We start from the raw sequence: 18,023 nt of genomic DNA on the forward strand, positions 1-18,023 counted from the left end.
CGCCGGCGCCTAAAGGAGGCGCGGATCTGGCGAAATAACCGCGCCGTCCGGTTCGGGCATTTGCGCCAACAGCTGTTTGATCGGCGTCGGCAAACCCAGGGCGGCCCAGGCCTCCGGGGCTTGCCAGGCAAAAGTCGCGGGGTCGGCGATCGCGGCGACTTCCGCCAAGCTGGCTAATAACGGCGTGTAGTCCAGGTGATAATGCGAAAAGGTATGGCGGCGTTGCGCTAAGGTCGCGACGGCCGCCAAACGATAGCCCCGTTCGCGACACCAGATTTCGGCGCTCGGCCGATCCGGAAACTCCGGCAAACTCCACAAGCCGCCCCAGATACCGGTTGGCGGACGCTTTTCCAGCAAGATCGCGCCGTCGCGCGCTGTCAACAGCAGCATATAACATTGTTTGACCGGCAAAGCCTTACGCGGTTTGGCTGCCGGCAATTGCCGAACCAGCCCCCGATGTTTGGCCTCGCATCCGGCCTGGACCGGGCAAATCTCGCACAGCGGCTTGGCGCGGGTACACAACGTCGCGCCCAAATCCATCATTGCCTGGGTATAGTCGCCGGTTCGGTGTTTCGGCGTGTAGATCTCCGCGAGCTGCCAGAGTTGGGCCGCGACCCTGGTCTCGCCCGGCCAGCCATGGATCGCGTGAAAGCGCGTCAATACCCGTTTGACATTGCCGTCCAATATCGGTTGGCTTTGCCCGCCGGCAATGCTGAGTATCGCGCCGGCCGTCGAGCGGCCGATGCCGGGCAAGGCGCTCAGCGCTTCGACGGTTTGCGGAAACTCGCCGCCGTTCGCCGCGACCAGGCGCGCGGTTTTGTGCAGATTGCGGGCACGGGCGTAATAACCCAGTCCGGCCCAATGCTGTAACACATCGTCCAGTTCCGCGTCCGCCAAATGCCATACGGTTGGGAATCGGTCCATGAAGCGTTGGAAATAGCCGATCACGCTGGCTACTTGAGTCTGCTGCAACATGATCTCCGACACCCAAACCCGGTAGGGATTGATGTCTTGTTGCCAAGGTAAATCCCTGCGGCCATGCAGGTCGAACCATGCGAAGAGTTGTTGTTGGAAGTGGGCGGGAGGCACGGGAGGAATATTGAAGCTGCTTGGTGAAATGGGATGACGATCCCACGGAAGGGTTCCTGAATCAAGCGTGATTATAGAGCTTGCTATTTGCGGTCGGCGGTTTATTCCACAACTATCGCCCGTCGAATTTTCACGACCTGATGTTTTCCTATGCCGGTCTGGGCAGTCCGCGTTCGGGATTGAACGAAAAGACCGGCGAGCGAGGCCGGAAACCGGGGCATATCGGGTTGGGCGTCCGGTTTTCGGCACTCGACGATGCTGGACCTCGCGGGATTGGGCCGACCTACAACAGTCTGGCTAGATCCGCCGACGGGACGCGGAAATGGGCGCTCCGACGGCGCAAAAATCAGATCAGCATGTAAACGCGGGCTGCGCTTATCCGCCTAAGGTTAGCCTGACGCCCGTTGTCGTGGCCCCTTACTCTCGGCGGATACGCTCGACGGCGGTAAATCCGTCGCGCGTTCGGTCATCGTGTCGTATCATCGGTCGCCAGTGACCCGTTTGCCCTTTCCGAGGAGCCGTTCTGATGAGTAAGAGCCATCCCGTCCCGATTTGCCGAAGCGATCAGTTAGCCGAGCTGGGTAAGTGGTGCTTTTCGGTGCTATACCGGGGAGCGCCCGAACCAGCCTTGGTGGTGCGTTTTAACGGCACGGTGTTCGGCTATTTGAATCATTGCGCCCATATGCCGAGGACGCTGGATTGCGAACGCGACGGCGTGTTCGATCCCTCCGGCCGTTATCTGCAATGCTCGATGCACGGGATTTGTTACGATCCGGTGAGCGGACGATCGTTGAGCGAAATTTGTCTGGATAAGAGTCTGACGGCGATCAAGGTCGCCGAACAAGAAGGCTGGATTTACCTGATCGACAAGCACGCCAGGCTGGAATCGCCGGAGTCGTAAGGTTCGCGGCACCTAGCGCCATTCGATGACCGCGCTGGCTTCCTGGCGGGTTTTCGGGCGAGCCGGCGGGTTTTTCCGGTAACCGAAAGCCACCAGATAAGCGACGCTCCATTGTTCGAGGTCGATGCCGATCTCGGCGGCCAGAGCCTGTTCCAAACCGTTGCGCTCGAAGCCTTCGATCGGACAGGAGTCTATGCCGATTAGGGCTGCCGCCGTCATCATATTGGCCAGCGGAATATAGGTCTGCTTGCCGGCCCAGTCGTTGATGGCGCGTTCCGATTCCAGCAGCGCGAAGTCGTGCTTTTGAAATTTTTCCAGTACTTGGGTGCGGGCCTGGGCGGCGTCTTCCGGGTAATGCTGAACCTCGCGCATGAAACCTTGCACATAGTCGCTGTCGTAGCGCAGGTCGCGGCTTTTGCGGCACAGCGTCAAGATCAGGTGGCTGGCGGTCGGCAACTGTTTTTGGCCGCCCCAGATATGCGGACGCAATTTCTCGCGCAATGTCGGGGTCTGAATCACCAGAAACTTCCAGGGCTCCAGGCCGAACGAACACGGCGACAGCCTAGCGGTTTCCAGTATGAAGTCGAAGTCCGCGCCGGCGATTTTGCGCTCGGCATCGAATTCCTTGCAGGCGTGGCGGAAGTGGAAGGCTTCCAGAATTGCGGGTTTATTGATCGTCATCGCATCCTCGTGGCGAACGGTGGACTAAGGGTTTGCACGGAACCGAGGTTTGGACGGCGGCCTTGCCGGCATTGGCCGGCAAGGCTTATAAGCGAGGGTCTGGCCTCGGTTTTCGGGTTAATGCTAAAGGCTATCGCCCACTTCTCGGTGGTAAAACGGCCATTTCTTGACGTGCAAATATTTGCGGATCGGGGTTTTGATGACCGACACGCACAGCGCGATCGAAAACAAACACCAGACCGCGCAATACTCGTTCGGATCGTCGGTGGTGACGTCCGAAATCCACGGTCCGATCAAATAATGGAAACCGACGAAACGCCATGAACCATAAATGATGGGCAGATAAAACGCCGCCAAAATATAGGAAAACGCATGTAGGCCCCAGTTGAAGCCGAACAGCCACTCGACCGGATTGGACATCAAGCCGTTCAACGGCATTTTCCAGGCGATATGCCAGGCGCCCGACACCGAACAGGTCTGCGCGCCGCAGAAGCCTTCGACGCCTTCGACGCAGTTGCCGGCCCAAGCGAACGGATACATTTTAATCAACATCGCCAGCGAGCTGATCGCGCACAGCGTATAGACGGTAGTCCTGATTTTGAGCTTGACGCTCTCCGGAATGAAATACATCGCTACCATGTTGACGAAAAACGGCTGGAAGGCGATATGCACGTAGCCGAGCAGCGTCAGTATCTGATTGTTCGGGTTGTCGCATAGATTGATGTACACATAGGTTGCCGCCTGCAACAGTTCCATCAACGCGAAATAAGTCAACGGAATCCAAAGTTCCTTGGACTCGCCTTTGTACGCCACGTAAACGGCGGTGGTCAAACCGGCGGCGGCTAATACGCCCGACGCTTCTCCGCTCCAACACATTGAAAAGTACCCCCTTTCGTTATTTTAATTATGTGATTGCCATTCGGATTGGGGTGGGGTGCTAGTCCCGCCGCCATAGACCGCAATCTTCCGGGCGGGGCGTTCGGTGAGCCCGAAGTGTCGGCCTGGCGAATACCCCCTAGTTTTTGCCGCGACCTCGAGCCGCGAAAAAGCGGCGAATTATCCCATAAAACCCTTCACTTACCGGCGGCTTTTTGCTGGGCGATCGCAGCGAATCGATAGCGGATGGTTAATACAAGTCCAGCGGATCGACATCCAGCGACCAACGTACCGATCTGGCCTCGCGTAAGTCGGCGAGGCGTGGAACCCAAAAATCCAGTAGCCGCTGCAAAGCCGGGCGCTTATCGCTTTGCAGCAGTATTTGGTATCGGTATAACCCGGCTCGTCTGACCATAGGCGCGCTAACCGGGCCGAGCACTTGCACGCCGGACTGTGTAAAGTCGGTCAGACATTGAATGGCTGCCCCCAAAAATTGCTGCGGAGCACCGGCGTTGCCGGCTTGCGCCCGCAACAGGGCTTGATAGCCGAAGGGGGGCAGTCCGGCGGCGCGGCGTTCGCTAAGCGCGGTTTCGGCGAAAGCTCGATAGCCGTGGCTCAGCAGGCTATGCAGCAGCGCGTGTCGCGGATGGCGGGTTTGTAGGATCACCCGGCCGGGCAATTCGGCTCGGCCGGCCCGACCGGCGACTTGCACGATCAACTGCGCCAATTTCTCGCCGCCGCGAAAGTCGATGCTGAACAGGCCGCTGTCGATATCCAGGATCGCGACCAAGGTCACATTCGGAAAGTGGTGGCCCTTGGCCAGCATTTGCGTGCCGAGCACGATGTCGGCGTCGCCGCGATGAATTTGCTGCAAATAGCCTTCGAGCGCGCCCTTGCGCTGCGTGGTGTCGCGGTCCAGGCGGACGATGCGGTGGCCGGCGAACAACTCGTTCAGCGTTTCTTCGATGCGTTCGGTGCCCAGGCCGAGCGCCTGCAACTCGCCGACGCCGCAGGCCGGACACTGCCGCGGCAAGGCTTGCTCGTAGCCGCAATGATGGCAGCGCAATTTGTGTATGCCGGCGTGGATCACCAGATTGGCGTCGCAACGGTGACAGCGCGATACCCAACCGCAATCGTGGCAGATTTGCACCGGCGCATAACCGCGCCGGTTTAGAAACAGCAGCACTTGCCGGCCTTCGGCGAGTTCCGCGCCGATCGCCGTTACCAATGGCTCCGACAGACCGGCTTGCAGCTTCTTGCCGCGAATGTCCAACACCTGAAATGCCGGCGGCTTGGCGTTGCCGGCTCGGTGCGGCAAGTGCGACAGACGGTAGCGGCCCTGGGCTACGTTGGCCAGACTCTCCAGCGACGGCGTCGCCGAGCCCATCACCACCGGAATATTCAGCAGCTTGGCTCTGGCGATCGCGACATCGCGCGCCGAAAATCGAAACCCGTCCTGTTGTTTGAAGGAGCCGTCGTGTTCCTCGTCCAACACGATCAGGCCGGGCTCCCGAAGCGGCGTAAACAGCGCGGATCGAGTGCCGAGCAGTATCCGCGCCACGCCGGCGCGCATACTCAGCCAGGCTTGTTGGCGTTGCCGGTCGGTCAGATTCGAGTGAAAGGTTTCGATCCCCACCCCGAAGCGCTGCCGAAACCGCTGTTCCAATTGCGGTGTCAGATTGATTTCAGGCAGCAATACCAACACTTGCCGCCCCAAAGCCAGGGTTCGGGCGATGATCTGCATGTAGACTTCGGTTTTGCCGCTGCCGGTCACCCCCTCCAACAAATGCACCGCGAACCGGCCCAGGTCGGCGCCGACCGCGTCGATCGCGGCTTGCTGATCCGGATTGGCGGCCAGCGCGGCACCGAGCACGACCGGACCATCCGACGGGTCCGGCATTCGCGGCTCGACCAAACCTTTGTCGATCAACGCCCGCAGGGCCGGCTTGTGTCCGGCCAATTCGGCCGCCGACCAAGCCGGTTCGCGGCTGAGCATTCGCCGCAGCAAATCTTTTTGCCGAGTGGCGCGTCCCAAATCGACATCAGGCGCCCGGCCGGCCGCGGTCGGCGCGAAATAACGCTCGCACTGCAAAGTGGCCGGCAAACCTTGGCGTAACGCGGTCGGAAATGCCGTTGCCACTACTTCACCGATCGGATGGTGGTAGTAGCGGGCAGCCCATTCCAGCAACTGCAAATCGAGAGCCGACAACAACGGGGTGTCGTCCAGTAGCTCGATGACCGGCTTAATTGAGCGACTGGCTAGCGTCGAGCCGTTGGCGCTACCCATGACGACGCCGACGCATTGACGCTTGCCGAACGGCACCAAAACCCTGGCGCCACGCTGAAATTCCGCCGAATTGCCGAGTTCGGAAGGTCGGTAATCGAACAATCTGTCCAACGGAACCGGCACCGCAATTTTTAAAATCAAACTGTCGGCGGCATCGCATTTAGCCATTTTTGATGAGTTGTTTTCGATGTTGCATCGCTAAGTGATTATGTCGGCTAAGGAATTTAAGTTACCCACAAAACCTGTGGATAACTCTGTGGATGGAGGCGAATACGGACCGCTTAGTGTCGGATTTAATTACAGATTTGTTAAATTGCGTAAATTTGAGCCAATGTAATTTATCTTTAGTTATCAATGGCTTGAAATCAATCTTCGGCAGGCTCCATCGTTTTCCGTCTAGGCGGTGAGGCTTCGGGCGTTTGCTCCGTTTTTGTGCATAACTTGTTACAAAACTGAGGGAAATAACACAGCTTGGAGAAGGAAACCCTGTCCGATATTCGACAATGCTTATTCGCTAATATGCGGTGTCGAATCTCGCCATAGCAGCCCGGCCCAGGTCGCCAGCAACAGGAAAGCAAACAAGGTCCAGGCCGGTATGCTCAATCCCAGTAAGGTCCAGTCGATCTTGGCGCATTCGCCGGTGCCGCTCAACATCAATTTGATGGTGTCGGCCAACGGGAAATTCTGAAATACGTATTCCAGGCCGGGGCTGCATTCCGGTACCTCCTCCGGCGGCAAATGCTGCAACCACACGTGACGGGCGGAAACGCTGGCGCCGATCAATGCGGCGGCGGCGGCCAAAACCGCATAGATCTTACGGCCGCGGTTGTGCAGGCCCGCCGCCAGGAAAATCAAGCCGGTGGCCAGTATGGCCAAGCGCTGCGAAATACATAGCGGACAGGGCTCCAGCTCTTCGACGAATTGCAAATAGGCACCGACGGCCAGCAAACCAGCGCAGGCCATAAAACCGATAAAGAACCGCGCGCGCGGACTGAAATAATCAAAAAGCGAGCTGATCATAACGAATGAGGGCTAAATTTGGAGTATGAAAAATCGGTTCGAAGCGGAGGCTTTCGAACCGCGCTAACCATCCGCGACATGTTAACAACTTCGCGCTGCGATGGCTTATCGGGTCCGAGCATTCCGCTAAATATCGCAAAACTCGTCTTCGACATCTTTTTTAAAAGCCCGAATTTCCCGAGTCGGCCCCAGAATGACCAGAATGTCGCCGGCGTTCAAGCGGCGTTCGGTTTGTTCGCTGACAAACTGCAACTGATCGCCGGCCTGTTGATCGACGATGCCGATCAGTATCAAATTGTATTGCGTCCCCAGCTCCAGTTGCTCGACCGTGCGGCCTTGTAAATAGCTGGTTTGAGGAATCGCGATTTCCGCCATCCGCAAATCGTGGCGGCCGAATACGGTGTGGTCGAAAATATCGGTAATGTCGGGCCGTTTCAGCATGTCGTGAATCTTGCGGCCGCAAATTTCGTAGGGATCGATGATTTTGTTGGCGCCGGCCGCCAGCAGTTTTTCCGCCGATTCCGGGCTGTCGACGATGGCGATGATGACCAGTTTCTTGTCCATCGCTCGCGCCGACAAGGTCAGAAACACGTTTTCGGAGTCGTCGTCGAAAAAACAAAACAGGATGTCGATATCCCGACCGATGCCTATCGATTTCAATTCCTCGTCGCTACGAAAATCGATCGTGGCCGATTCGAAGCCGTTTTCAGCGGCCATCGCGGTATGCAGCGGCCGATGGTCGATAACCAGGATGTCGTGATGCTCGCGATCCAGGCGGCTGATAGCCTCGAACGACAGGCGGTTGTAGCCGAAAACGGCGACCTTTTTCATGGCGCGGCCCTATTCCACAAGCGGCGCTGCTCGACCTGATCGCGAAAATGATCGATCCCGTATTTCCGCCCCAGCAACACCAACAAATCGCCATGGCGCAGGATGAATTTTTCTTCGGGATTGAAGTAAAAATGCTGCTGTTTCACCTGGTACTTATTCTTGTGTTTGAAATGGATGGGATTGTCGCTGATCACGCCTAGCAGGGTCAGTTTGTTTTGTTTCAGGTCCAACTGGCCGATGCGACGGTTGTCTAGCGGCGAGTTTTCGGTGACCAAAACGGTTTCCATCGTAATTTCGGTCTGATTTTGCAGAATCCCGGAAATCGCCTCGAAGGCCACCGGCTGGCCGACGAACTCGGCGGCCAGCAACCCGGCGACCTCGAAGGGCCGAATCACGTTGTCCGCGCCGGCTTGGTAGAGTTTGTTGACGTTTTCGTGGCGGTTGGCGCGGGAAATAATCCGCACATTTTTATTCAAGTGCCGGCCGGTCAGCGTGATGTAAACGTTGACGACGTCGTCGCCGGTGATGCACAAAATCGCGGTGGCGCCGCGATTGATGCCGGCGTTCAGTAACACTTCGTTTTTGCTGGCATCGTTTTGCACCGCCAGATATCCCAGGTTTTTGGCCTGGACGACGTTAGCCTCCTTGCGGTCGATAACGATGAAGGGCTGCTGCTCCCGATGCAGATGGCGGGCGATTTCCTGGCCGACCCGGCCGAAGCCGCAAATGATGATGAAATTTTGGTAGCGGTCCAGTTCGGCATAGGCGCGACTTTCGCGCAGCGACAGCATTTTTTCGGCGAAGGCGGCGATCAGAATCGATGTAAAAAACGATAACACGCCGATGCTGGTTAGGATCAGAAACACCGCGACCCAGCGTCCGCCGGTGGTTTGCGGGGTGATGTCGCCGTAACCGACCGTCGCCAAGGTCACGACGGACCAATAGAAGGCGTCGAACATGGTTTTGATGCTGCCGCTCGCCACCTGGTATTCGAACATATAAATCGCCACGCTGGCGATGAACAGCAAGAAACCGCTGAAAATCAGCAAGGTGGTCAGTTCGTAGCGGCGGCTGGCCAGCACGTTGGCAAACAATTTGGCGCTGTCCGAATAGCGGAACAGTTTGAACAAGCGGAATACGATGAAAATGCGCAAGATGTCCAGCGGTCGATAGCTGGGCAAAATCGCCAAAATATCGATCACCGCGAACGCCGAACTCATGTATTCCAGTTCCTTCGCGAGTATGCGCTTGCCGGCCGCCGGCAAATTGAACGGCAAATTCAAATAAAGGGCTTTTTCGTATTCTTCGATGATGATTTTGTAGGAATCCGAATAAATCCAACCGCGTAGCAAGTACTCGGTAATGAATACCGCCAGGATGGCCTGCTCGAAATAGCCGCCCATGGTGCTGGCCTGATGTTCGATCCGATACAGCAAAAAGATCACGCTCAACACAATCAGGCCGATCATGATGCTGTCGAAGCGTCGTTTACGCGGGCTATGCGGTTCTTCCAATAGCTGGTAGAAGAATTGTTTGCTGCGCCGGTAGCCTTCGGCCGACTTCAGAAAATACGCGGCGTAAACGATTAGTTTGGAAAGCATGACTCAGGGCTGATGGGGTGGCTTCTTAAAGTCGACGACCTTGCAGGCCGGGCCGAGGTTGATTTCGTCGATCACCAGATGCGGGCCGGCTTGCAATATGTAGAGCGCGGCGTCGGCGACATCGTCGGCACTTAAGGCTTGCCCCGCTTGCTTGCCCGGTGCGAAGTGCAAGGTTTCGAAAAACGCGGTATCGACCATGCCGGGGTTGATCAAGGATACCCGAACGCCGCTCTTGCCGCATTCCTCGCGTAACGCCTGACTAAAACCGCGTAACGCAAACTTGCTGGCGCAATAGATGCTACCGTTACGGCTGCCTTTCAGCGCGGCTTCCGAGCCGATGTAGAGCAGGTTGGCGCGAGCTTGTTGCTTGAGTTGGGGCAGCAGCGCCCGCGTCAAACAAGCTTGAGCGGTGAAGTTGACGGTTATCAGCTGCTCGATCTGCGCCTGTGAATGTTGCTCGAGCGCGCCGAACCGGCCGTAACCGGCCGCGAACACCACCGCGTCGAGATCCGGAAAGTCCTGCTGCAAACGCTTCGCGAACGGCGCGATAGCGGACAAATCCGCCAAATCCAGCGCCATCGGATAAAAACGCGGATGGACCCACTCGAAACGACGGCTATCGCGGGACGTGCCGATCACGCGATGGCCTAGTTGTAACAGACGCCGGGCGATGGCGCGGCCGATGCCCGAACTCGCGCCGGTGACCAGGATTGCGCGGCTCACGGCATGCACCGGAACAACTGGGCTTCGTCTAGGTATTGCCGCAACATTTCGCTACAGTCGGCGATCATCGATTGTTCCAGGTCGGCGCGATACGAGACCAGGCCGGCCGAGGTTTGCAACGGACTGGCAAACAGGCGCTCGTCCGGATACAGCTTATGCATCTTCTTGTAATACGCTTCGGGTAGGCGGAAGGTACCGAGGCTGACAGAGTGCAAGGTTTCGGCATCCAGGGTCGCGAAGACTTGCTGGAACAATGCCCGGTATTGCTTGCGATAGTCGTGTTGGTATATCAACGGATCGAAACGCAAACCGATGGGCCAGCCCTGTTGCTGCAACTTGGCCGCCGCCTCCAAGCGCTTGGCAAGGCTGGGTGCCTTGGCTTCGACTTGTTCGGCCACCGCGTCCGGCGCCAAGCTAAATGCCACGACGCAACGCGGCCACGGCCGGCGCGTCAGGAGGCTGCGAATTTGGGTGCTCTTGGTACGTAACTCCAGCCAGGCGTTGGGTAGCGTCTCGAAAAACGGCAGGAACTGCTCGGCGAAACCGGTGATCGGTTCCAGGGCCAAGCTGTCGCAATCGTAGCCCGAGAAAAAATAAACGGCCTCGTTGGGCGTTTCGGCGCAAATTTGGTCGATTTCACGCTGGAAATCTTCGAAATTGACGAACAACACGTAATTGGCCGACTGGTACATGCCTTGTAAAAAGCAATAGCGGCAGTCGTACAGGCAATTGAGCATATGCGAGAAGTAGTAATTACGTGTCCCGCCGATGCCGTAACCCGCCGGCGCCGGCAACGCGAATTTCCGGTATTTCTCGGCCAGGATCAACGCCGGCCTTTGCTTTTGCAAGCGAAAATTCTGCGCCCTGGGATTGAAGACTTCGCCGTAGCGCGCGCACTCCACCACGCGCGCTCGCGGAAAGCGGGCGCGTATCGCCGCCGTGCGGGAATGCCCGGCGACGGCGGCTTCGATATACAAGGTATCTATCATGCGGGCATAAACAACGAAAGCAAAACTCGGTCGGGCGCTCATTATAAATGACGATAGGCCGGGGTCGGCGCTTGCTGATAGAATCGCCGCTTTTAACCCGACTCAGCCATGCGATTGATCAGAGGCCTGCACCATCTGGAGCCGTTGCGCGACGGTTGCGCATTGACGATAGGCAATTTCGACGGACTGCACCTTGGCCACCGCCGCGTCATCGAAACCTTGGCCGAGCATGGTCGCCGTCTGCATCTGCCGACCGTGGCAATGGTGTTTGAACCCCAGCCGCTGGAATATTTTCTAGGCGATCACGCTCCGTCCCGGTTGACCCGCTTACGGGAAAAAGCCATTCAATTCGCCAAATTGCCGATAGACGAACTGTTGGTGCTGCCTTTCAATCGGACCCTGGCCGATTGCGATGCCGAACATTTCATCCGCGACATTCTGGTCGAGCGCTTGCACGTCAAGCATTTGGTGGTTGGCGACGATTTTCATTTCGGCAAGGCCAGACGCGGCAATTTCGCGATGCTGCAGCATTTCGGCGAACAATACGGTTTCGCGGTCGAAGACAGTCATTCCTTCGAGGTCGACAGTTTGCGGGTCAGCAGTACTTTAATTCGCGATGCGCTCAGCGAAGGCCAACTGGCGTTGGCGCGAACCATGTTGGGCCGCGACTTTTCGGTGTGCGGACGGGTAGCGCACGGCGACAAACGCGGTCGCGAACTGGGTTTTCCGACCGCCAACGTACGGATGTTTCGCAAAAATACCCCGATAGTCGGTGTGTACGCGGTGACGATGAGCGGTCTGGACGGTAACGAATATCCTGGGGTTGCCAACGTCGGCACGCGTCCTACCGTCGACGGCGGCGCCAAAGTGGTCTTGGAAACGCATTTATTCGATTTCAATCAAGATATTTACGGCCATTACGTGGAAGTTCATTTCAAACGCAAATTGCGTGACGAAACCCGCTTTGTGTCGTTGGCAGCCTTGAAAGCGCAAATTGAATTGGATGTGGTCGATGCGCGGCGGTTTTTCGCCGAGGAGGAAGCGCGATGAGTGGGCTGGATCGGGTGGCTTCGCCCTGCGTGCGCAATTGTTGTCTGGACGACGAGGATGTTTGCTTGGGATGCTTCCGGAGTTTGTCGGAAATTTGCGGCTGGAGCGTCGCCGACGACGGCGAGCGTCTGAGTTGCTTGGCCCGCGCCGAACAGCGCAAAGCGGCCAAAAAGTCGCCGAAAGCTCAAGTAGGAGCCGGCGAGCCGACCGGCGGAAACTCACCGTAAAATCCAAGGAGACAACGGTTACTGCTTCGGATCGGCAAATCACGCAACATTCGCCGATCCGCGCAATGGCGCGCGCCGCCTCGAAAATCTCACATCTTATGGGTCTGAATCGTCAATCCGAGCTGTTGATACCGCCGATAGCGCTGGCGACCGGCTTGTTTGCTGGCTTCACTGTTGTCAAGGATCTCGAGTATCCGCTCGGTCGGAGGCGAGGTCGGCGGAAAGTCGGCGGACAGGTTGACAATGACACCGCGCCAGTTTTCCGGAATATCGCCGACGCCGATTAGAATCGTGCCGGGGTGGCCGGGCAGCGTGCCCGAATAGCGTTGATGAGGCACGAAACTACCGGGCCGAAACGTCCACAAGCGCTTGTCCATCAATTCGGCCTGTTCCGCCGAATCGGTGAGCACATAACAAAATCGGCCGCTACGGTAGATCTTTTCGATCAGCTTGCAGGCGAATTCGTGGCGCTGCTCCGGATCGTGCGAGCTCAGCACGTAAAAGCTGACTTCAGGCGCAGCGGGCGAGTAGCCGGGCTCGGTCATGTCGTAGGCGTGGTTCGGCCGGGAGCTTGAAGCCGCGACCGGCTCGCGGCCGCGGTCAATTTCCCCCAAAACGAACTTACGCCGCCGCCCGGTTCAGCAAATACTGAGTCAGCAACGGCACCGGTCGGCCGGTCGCGCCTTTGTTGGCGCCGGTGCGCCAAGCGGTGCCGGCGATGTCAATATGGGCCCAGCGGAAATCCTCGGCGAATTTGGACAGAAACACCGCCGCGGTGATGCTGCCGCCGTCTGGACCGCCGATGTTGGCCAGATCGGCAAAATTGGATTTAAGCTGTTCCTGGTATTCTTCCCAGATCGGCATGCGCCAGAGCATGTCGCAGGCGGTTTCGCTGGCGCCCAGCAGATCGTTGCACAACTTGTCGTCGTTGCCGAACAGGCCGCTCGGCACTCGGCCCAACGCGACGATGCAGGCACCGGTCAGCGTGGCCATGTCGATCACCACGTCGGGATTGTATTTTTTGGCGTAGGTCAGCGTGTCGCACAGAATCAAGCGGCCTTCGGCATCGGTGTTCAGCACTTCGATGGTTTTGCCGGACATGCTGGTCAAGATGTCGCCCGGTTTGTTGGCGGCGCCGTCCGGCAGGTTTTCCGAGGACGGGATCAGGCCAACAATGTTCAGCGGCAAATTCAATTGGGTGACCGCCCGCAGAATCCCTAACACACTAGCCCCGCCGCACATGTCGTACTTCATTTCGTCCATGCCTTGGCCGGGCTTCAGCGAAATGCCGCCGGCGTCGAAAGTCAGGCCCTTGCCGACCAGCACGATGGGCTTGTGGCTACTGTCGCCGCCCTGATAGTCCAGGCAAATCAGCTTGGCCGGCTGGCGGCTACCGCGCGATACGGCCAGGAACGAGCCCATGCCCAGCGCTTCCATGTCGTGCTCTTCGAGAATTTGGCAGGTCAGCTTGTCGTGTTGGCCGGCCAACGCCAAGGCCTGCTCGGCCAGATAAGTCGGCGTGCAGACGTTGCCCGGCAAGTCGCCGAGCGATTTGGCCAATTCGACGCCGGCCGCGATCGCCGCGCCTTGTTGCAATCCGGCTTCGGCCTGGGCGCGTTGTGCTTCACTGGCAACGATGGCCAGTTGTTGCAACGGAATCTTGTCGTCGACCTTTTTTGTCGCGCTGTATTGGTAAACGCCGTCGCCGAACAGTTCCACGATTTGCCGGGCTTTCCATTGCACGTCGCCGGCTTCGACGTCGATGTCCAGCAACGCGGCGGTCGCGGCCTTGACCTTGCTAGCCTTGATCGCGCCGACTGCGGCGATCAGCGCCTTACGGAACTGCTTGCGGCCGATTTTGCCGCGCTCGCCGAAACCGACCAACACGAGACGTTGAATACCGCCTTCCGGCAAATGGTTGATTAACAGTGTTTCGGCGTTTTTCCCCTTGATGTCGCCCCGGCCGATTAGTTTGGAGAGCAGCCCGCCGAATTGTTGGTCTAGCGCCGTCGCGGCCGGGCCGAGTTGTTGGTTTTCGTAGAGGCCAACCAGCAGGCAGTCGCTTTGCAGTTTGTCTAGGGGAGCGCTTTCTATAAAATAGTCCATTGCGATAGGTCGTGGGTGTCTTGGATTGAAGGGGATCGCCGAGGTGCGGCCGGGTTCGCCGGATTATACCTTAGAAAATCAGGAGTGCGTTGTTGAGCAATTTGCGAGCTTTACCCAGTGCCGGCCGGCCGTTTCGGCTATTGACGGTGCTGGACAAAATGATCGTCAAGGAGTTGTTTTTGACGGTCGGCGGCGTGTTGACGGTACTGGTGGTAATTATCGTCAGCCGCAAGTTCATCCGGGTGTTGGCTCAGGCCATCGAGGGCAACATCGCCAACGAGACGGTATTGACCTTGTTGGGTCTGAAAATCGTGTTGGCCGCCAATGCCTTCCTGCCCGCATCGCTGTTCATGGCGGTGCTGATGGTGTTGGGCCGGATGTACCGGGAACAGGAGATGGCGGCGATCGCCTCCGCCGGCGGCAGCGTGTTCACCATTTACCGCGCGGTATTTCTGTTGGTCGTGCCGCTGAGTCTGGCCGGCGTGGCGCTGTCGATGCTCGCGGCGCCCTGGGCCGAGGCAATGAGCGAAAAGCTGATGCACCAGGATAGGCAGGATGCCGATATTCGCGGTATTTCAGCCGGCCGCTTCAGCGAATACAGCGACGGCGAGTTGATCTTTTACACCGAGAACGTCGACAAGGACGGCCGGATGCACAAGGTCTTCGTGCAAAACAAGCAGGGCGAGCGCACCGGCGTCGTCAACGCCGAGACCGGACGTTTGGCGTTTTTACCCGGCGGGCTATACCTGATACTGGAAAACGGCGAGCGGGTGATGGGCCAGCCCGGTAACCGGGACTTCACGATCGAAAAATTCGGCGAATACGCGGTCTTGGTCGAAAAGAAAACCACCGAACTGGTGTTGGGCCGAGAGGCGGTAGCGACCGAAGATTTGTGGTCGTCTCGGGAGACGCGCGATGTCGCCGAATTGCAGGATCGCTTGAATACGCCATCCGGCGTCATCCTGTTGGCATTCTTGGGCGTGCCGCTGGCCCGGCTTTCGCCGCGCGGTGGTATTTACGGGAGCATGATGGTCGCTTTCGGCATTTATTTCGTGTACGGCAACTTGCAACGGGTCAATCATAGCTGGGTGGTCGGCGGCAAAGTGCCGGGCTGGCTTGGCTATTTTTGGGTGGACGCCCTGTTGTTGACGGTCGGTTTGCTAATGCTGGCTCGACTCTACGGCTGGCGCTGGCTGTGGGAAACCGTAAGGGGGAAACTGGCATGATCAATGTTCTGACTTGGTATATCGTCAAGGAAATCGTCAAGGGTTCGTTGATTGCGGTGTTGCTGTTGCTGACGTTGTTTAATTTATTTAGCTTCAGCGACGAACTGAAAGATTTGGGCCAGGGCAATTACGGCCTGAAACAAATTCTGTGGTTTTTGACCCTGACCTCGCCTCGGGTGTTTTACGAATTGGTGCCGTCGTCGGCATTGCTCGGCAGCTTGTTCGTGGTCGGCTCAATGGCGAACAATCGTGAAATCGTCGCGATGCGCGCCGCCGGCTTGTCGATCGCCTGGATCATCCGCTCCATCATGTTGGCCGGCTTAGTGTTGGTCAGCGTCGCGGTCGCGGTGGGCGAATTCGTCGCGCCGACTTGCGAGAAGGCCGCGCAGGTCTTGAAAACCACGGCCTTGCATGACGGCGTCGTGATGCGCTCTTTATATGGTATGTGGCTGCGCGAGGGCGACAGCTTCATCAATGTCCGTAGATTGCAAGATGACGGTACCTTGGCCGACATTCGGATTTACGACATCGACGACCAACACCACGTGAGTCGAATCACCCAAGCGGAGCGAGCCCAATTTCTAGGCAACAAACAATGGAAGTTGGAAAACGTTCGCTATTCCGAAATCGGCCAACCGCGAATTTTGGCCGGCGCCCAGCCTGAACAGGCCTGGACTTCGGGCATCGATTCGGATTTGCTGAAAGTGGCGGTCGTCAACTCGGATAATTTATCGTTGTACGATTTATTTATGTACATCGACTTTCTGAAACAGAACAGTCAGAAGTCGCAGAGTTACGAGCTGGCGTTCTGGAGTCGTTTGATCAACCCGTTCGTGACCTTCGTGATGCTGATGGTGTCGGCGCCGTTCGTGATCGGCATAGGCCGAGGTACCAGCACCGGTGCCAGGGTGATGGTAGGTATCGTGATCGGGATGACTTTCAACATCTTCGACCGGATCGCCGGTCATGTTGGCTTGGTTTACGACATGAATCCGATGCTAATGGCCATGTTGCCGAGCGCCGTGGTGTTTTGCGTGGCTTCGTTGGCGGTGTGGCGAGTCAGCTAGCGGTGGGCGGAAGCGAAAGGGCGGAGGATTCCGCCCAGGGCGGCATTAGCTTACTTGTGGGTCATGAACAAATAGAGAAATTTACATTTCAGCGTCATATCCTTGCCGTCCAGTTCAACGACCGAACAGTCTTCGTATTTTTCGCGGCCGGGCGTGATTTGTTTTTTGATCACACCGTTTTCGATACTGTATTTAATCGGAATGGTCATTTCGCCGATGCCGCTACGCGCATCTTCGCCGGTAGTAATCAAGGTGCCGTCTTTTTGGAATTCCCAGGTGACCTGCAAGGGTTTCCTTTCTCTGTCCAGCGCGAGCGCTTCGGCGGTAACTTGCCATTTTCCGATGAGTTTAGAGTTATCTTGCAGTTGCACGTCGGCATCAGCGGCGGTCGAGATCAATGCGCCAAACAGTGACAGGGCTATTGTTATAGTTTTCATTCTGGACTCCCGGACTAGGATTGGTGTGAGGCGCGAATATAGCACATCCGTTTCGGCATTATCCCGGGCCGTCCAGAAAAAACAGGCGGGTGCCGGATAGCCGGTCGTGCCAGGCCAAGCCTTCTTTGTCGATCAAACACCACGCAAAGCCCAAGCCAAAAATTGCCCATGACAGCAGGCCGCCAATAAAGCGCACGCCGGCCCGCCGCCATCCCAGTTTGCCGCCGGCCTTGTCCGCGACTCGAATTTTCCAGGCCTTCAAGCCGAGCGTCTGGCCGCCATGCGTCCAAAACCAACCGTAAAAACCGAACGCCACGGCCAACAAATACAGCGGATAAAAATATTGGCCGCTGTTAAAGGCTTCTCCGGCATTGAACGGCAGAATCAGCGCGGTTGCGACAAACCAGATGGCCAACAACAGGAATCCGTCGTAAAACACGGCGGCCATGCGACGCAAAAAGCCCGGTGTCGCGGCTTTGGCGGCACCGGGCTTGGCGGTTTCAAAAAGATCGTGACGCAATTATTTTTCGAACAAAGCCAGCTTCTGGCCCATGTACATGCTCATGCCGACCAGACAGCCCAGCATGACCAGCGAAAACAAGAAAGGCGGCCGGTGAAACACCAGCAATGCGAAATCGGCCACGAACAAACTGGTGAACAAGGGTTGGTCGATAAAACCATTTAATATCTTCTTAAACATACGCTCCACGCTCCGAAGTAAATTGCCCGCCGCCGGAGCCCGGACAACGAGGACAGTCATCGATATTATTTAGTATCGCCGCCACTCGGCGAGTCTCTGAATTCTACCTATAAAGGTAGGGATTGTAAAAGAAAGCGCTCGATTGAGCATGAATCTGGCTCGGTGTTATGATAAAGGTGCCCGGCCGGCTCCGATCCTGCTTGATAGCCTTC

Annotated in this window: 19 protein-coding genes; 5 read left to right on the plus strand and 14 right to left on the minus strand. The window is 57.3% G+C overall.

The features are described from left to right. Nucleotides 1–9 precede the first annotated feature (9 nt). Nucleotides 10–1,089 carry an A/G-specific adenine glycosylase gene (gene mutY, locus BJL95_RS18420; protein ID WP_071160060.1) on the minus strand — a complete coding sequence of 360 codons (1,080 nt, stop codon included), beginning with the start codon at nucleotides 1,087–1,089 and terminating at the stop codon, nucleotides 10–12. Nucleotides 1,090–1,615: 526 nt separating this feature from the next. Here mutY and BJL95_RS18430 point away from each other — a divergent pair. Continuing rightward, nucleotides 1,616–1,990: a Rieske 2Fe-2S domain-containing protein gene (locus BJL95_RS18430; RefSeq protein ID WP_071160065.1), complete on the plus strand. Its 375-nt coding sequence runs from the start codon at nucleotides 1,616–1,618 to the stop codon at nucleotides 1,988–1,990. Between the two features lie 12 nt (nucleotides 1,991–2,002). Here BJL95_RS18430 and BJL95_RS18435 read toward each other — a convergent pair whose 3' ends face one another. The 8 genes from BJL95_RS18435 to BJL95_RS18470 form a co-directional block, all read right to left on the minus strand. Continuing rightward, on the minus strand, nucleotides 2,003–2,671 hold the full coding sequence (locus BJL95_RS18435; protein WP_175463756.1) for an NAD(P)H-dependent oxidoreductase: 669 nt from the start codon (nucleotides 2,669–2,671) through the stop codon (nucleotides 2,003–2,005). A 123-nt stretch (nucleotides 2,672–2,794) separates the two neighbouring features. Next, complete coding sequence (locus tag BJL95_RS18440; protein WP_064026909.1) at nucleotides 2,795–3,547, minus strand: DUF5765 domain-containing protein; 753 nt, start codon at nucleotides 3,545–3,547, stop codon at nucleotides 2,795–2,797. A gap of 250 nt (nucleotides 3,548–3,797) precedes the next feature. Then, entirely contained in the window at nucleotides 3,798–6,002 is a 2,205-nt protein-coding gene (locus BJL95_RS18445; RefSeq protein WP_071160067.1) for a primosomal protein N', read from the minus strand. Between the two features lie 339 nt (nucleotides 6,003–6,341). Next, complete coding sequence (locus BJL95_RS18450; RefSeq protein WP_071160069.1) at nucleotides 6,342–6,854, minus strand: disulfide bond formation protein B; 513 nt, start codon at nucleotides 6,852–6,854, stop codon at nucleotides 6,342–6,344. Nucleotides 6,855–6,980: 126 nt separating this feature from the next. Further along, nucleotides 6,981–7,685 carry a TrkA family potassium uptake protein gene (locus BJL95_RS18455; protein WP_071160071.1) on the minus strand — a complete coding sequence of 235 codons (705 nt, stop codon included), beginning with the start codon at nucleotides 7,683–7,685 and terminating at the stop codon, nucleotides 6,981–6,983. Next, nucleotides 7,682–9,286 (minus strand): NAD-binding protein, encoded by a 1,605-nt coding sequence (locus BJL95_RS18460; RefSeq protein ID WP_071160073.1) that lies wholly within the window; start codon nucleotides 9,284–9,286, stop codon nucleotides 7,682–7,684. Before BJL95_RS18460 ends, BJL95_RS18455 begins: the two co-directional genes overlap by 4 nt. A 3-nt stretch (nucleotides 9,287–9,289) precedes the next feature. Further along, nucleotides 9,290–10,009 (minus strand): SDR family oxidoreductase, encoded by a 720-nt coding sequence (locus BJL95_RS18465; protein WP_368086612.1) that lies wholly within the window; start codon nucleotides 10,007–10,009, stop codon nucleotides 9,290–9,292. Then, a complete protein-coding gene (locus tag BJL95_RS18470; RefSeq protein ID WP_071160312.1) occupies nucleotides 10,006–10,998 on the minus strand; it encodes a spore photoproduct lyase family protein in 993 nt (330 codons plus the stop codon). Before BJL95_RS18470 ends, BJL95_RS18465 begins: the two co-directional genes overlap by 4 nt. Before the next feature lie 108 nt (nucleotides 10,999–11,106). Here BJL95_RS18470 and ribF point away from each other — a divergent pair, with 108 nt between their 5' ends. Both ribF and BJL95_RS18480 read left to right on the plus strand, forming a co-directional pair. Further along, complete coding sequence (gene ribF, locus BJL95_RS18475; RefSeq protein ID WP_071160077.1) at nucleotides 11,107–12,048, plus strand: bifunctional riboflavin kinase/FAD synthetase; 942 nt, start codon at nucleotides 11,107–11,109, stop codon at nucleotides 12,046–12,048. After that, a complete protein-coding gene (locus BJL95_RS18480; RefSeq protein ID WP_071160079.1) occupies nucleotides 12,045–12,275 on the plus strand; it encodes a DUF1289 domain-containing protein in 231 nt (76 codons plus the stop codon). Before ribF ends, BJL95_RS18480 begins: the two co-directional genes overlap by 4 nt. Before the next feature lie 89 nt (nucleotides 12,276–12,364). On the opposite strand, the gene BJL95_RS18485 is transcribed toward BJL95_RS18480, so the two are convergent. Together BJL95_RS18485 and BJL95_RS18490 are read right to left on the minus strand one after the other, a co-directional pair. Beyond that, nucleotides 12,365–12,820: a DNA polymerase III subunit chi gene (locus BJL95_RS18485; RefSeq protein ID WP_071160314.1), complete on the minus strand. Its 456-nt coding sequence runs from the start codon at nucleotides 12,818–12,820 to the stop codon at nucleotides 12,365–12,367. Between the two features lie 76 nt (nucleotides 12,821–12,896). After that, nucleotides 12,897–14,381 (minus strand): leucyl aminopeptidase, encoded by a 1,485-nt coding sequence (locus tag BJL95_RS18490; protein WP_071160081.1) that lies wholly within the window; start codon nucleotides 14,379–14,381, stop codon nucleotides 12,897–12,899. Nucleotides 14,382–14,473: 92 nt separating this feature from the next. Between BJL95_RS18490 and lptF the strand changes: the two genes are divergently transcribed. Further along, complete coding sequence (gene lptF / locus BJL95_RS18495) at nucleotides 14,474–15,607, plus strand: LPS export ABC transporter permease LptF (RefSeq protein WP_064026539.1); 1,134 nt, start codon at nucleotides 14,474–14,476, stop codon at nucleotides 15,605–15,607. Then, the gene (lptG, locus tag BJL95_RS18500; RefSeq protein WP_064026537.1) at nucleotides 15,607–16,674 is read left to right on the plus strand and encodes an LPS export ABC transporter permease LptG; all 1,068 of its coding nucleotides are present in this window, start codon (nucleotides 15,607–15,609) and stop codon (nucleotides 16,672–16,674) included. The genes lptF and lptG overlap by 1 nt, the downstream gene beginning before the upstream one ends. Before the next feature lie 50 nt (nucleotides 16,675–16,724). Here the strand turns inward: lptG and BJL95_RS18505 are convergent, their stop codons facing one another. From BJL95_RS18505 to BJL95_RS18515, 3 genes are read right to left on the minus strand one after another with little or no spacing between them, the layout of a single operon-like run. Next, complete coding sequence (locus tag BJL95_RS18505) at nucleotides 16,725–17,111, minus strand: hypothetical protein (RefSeq protein ID WP_064026488.1); 387 nt, start codon at nucleotides 17,109–17,111, stop codon at nucleotides 16,725–16,727. Nucleotides 17,112–17,169: 58 nt separating this feature from the next. Then, nucleotides 17,170–17,631, minus strand: coding sequence for an RDD family protein (locus BJL95_RS18510; RefSeq protein WP_269454748.1), 462 nt, complete (start codon nucleotides 17,629–17,631; stop codon nucleotides 17,170–17,172). Continuing rightward, nucleotides 17,632–17,811, minus strand: a complete 180-nt coding sequence (locus BJL95_RS18515; protein ID WP_064026486.1) for a hypothetical protein — start codon at nucleotides 17,809–17,811, stop codon at nucleotides 17,632–17,634. Nucleotides 17,812–18,023 lie beyond the last annotated feature (212 nt).

Origin of the sequence: Methylomonas sp. LWB (genome assembly GCF_001856095.1) — a bacterium.
Lineage (GTDB): Bacteria > Pseudomonadota > Gammaproteobacteria > Methylococcales > Methylomonadaceae > Methylomonas > Methylomonas koyamae_A.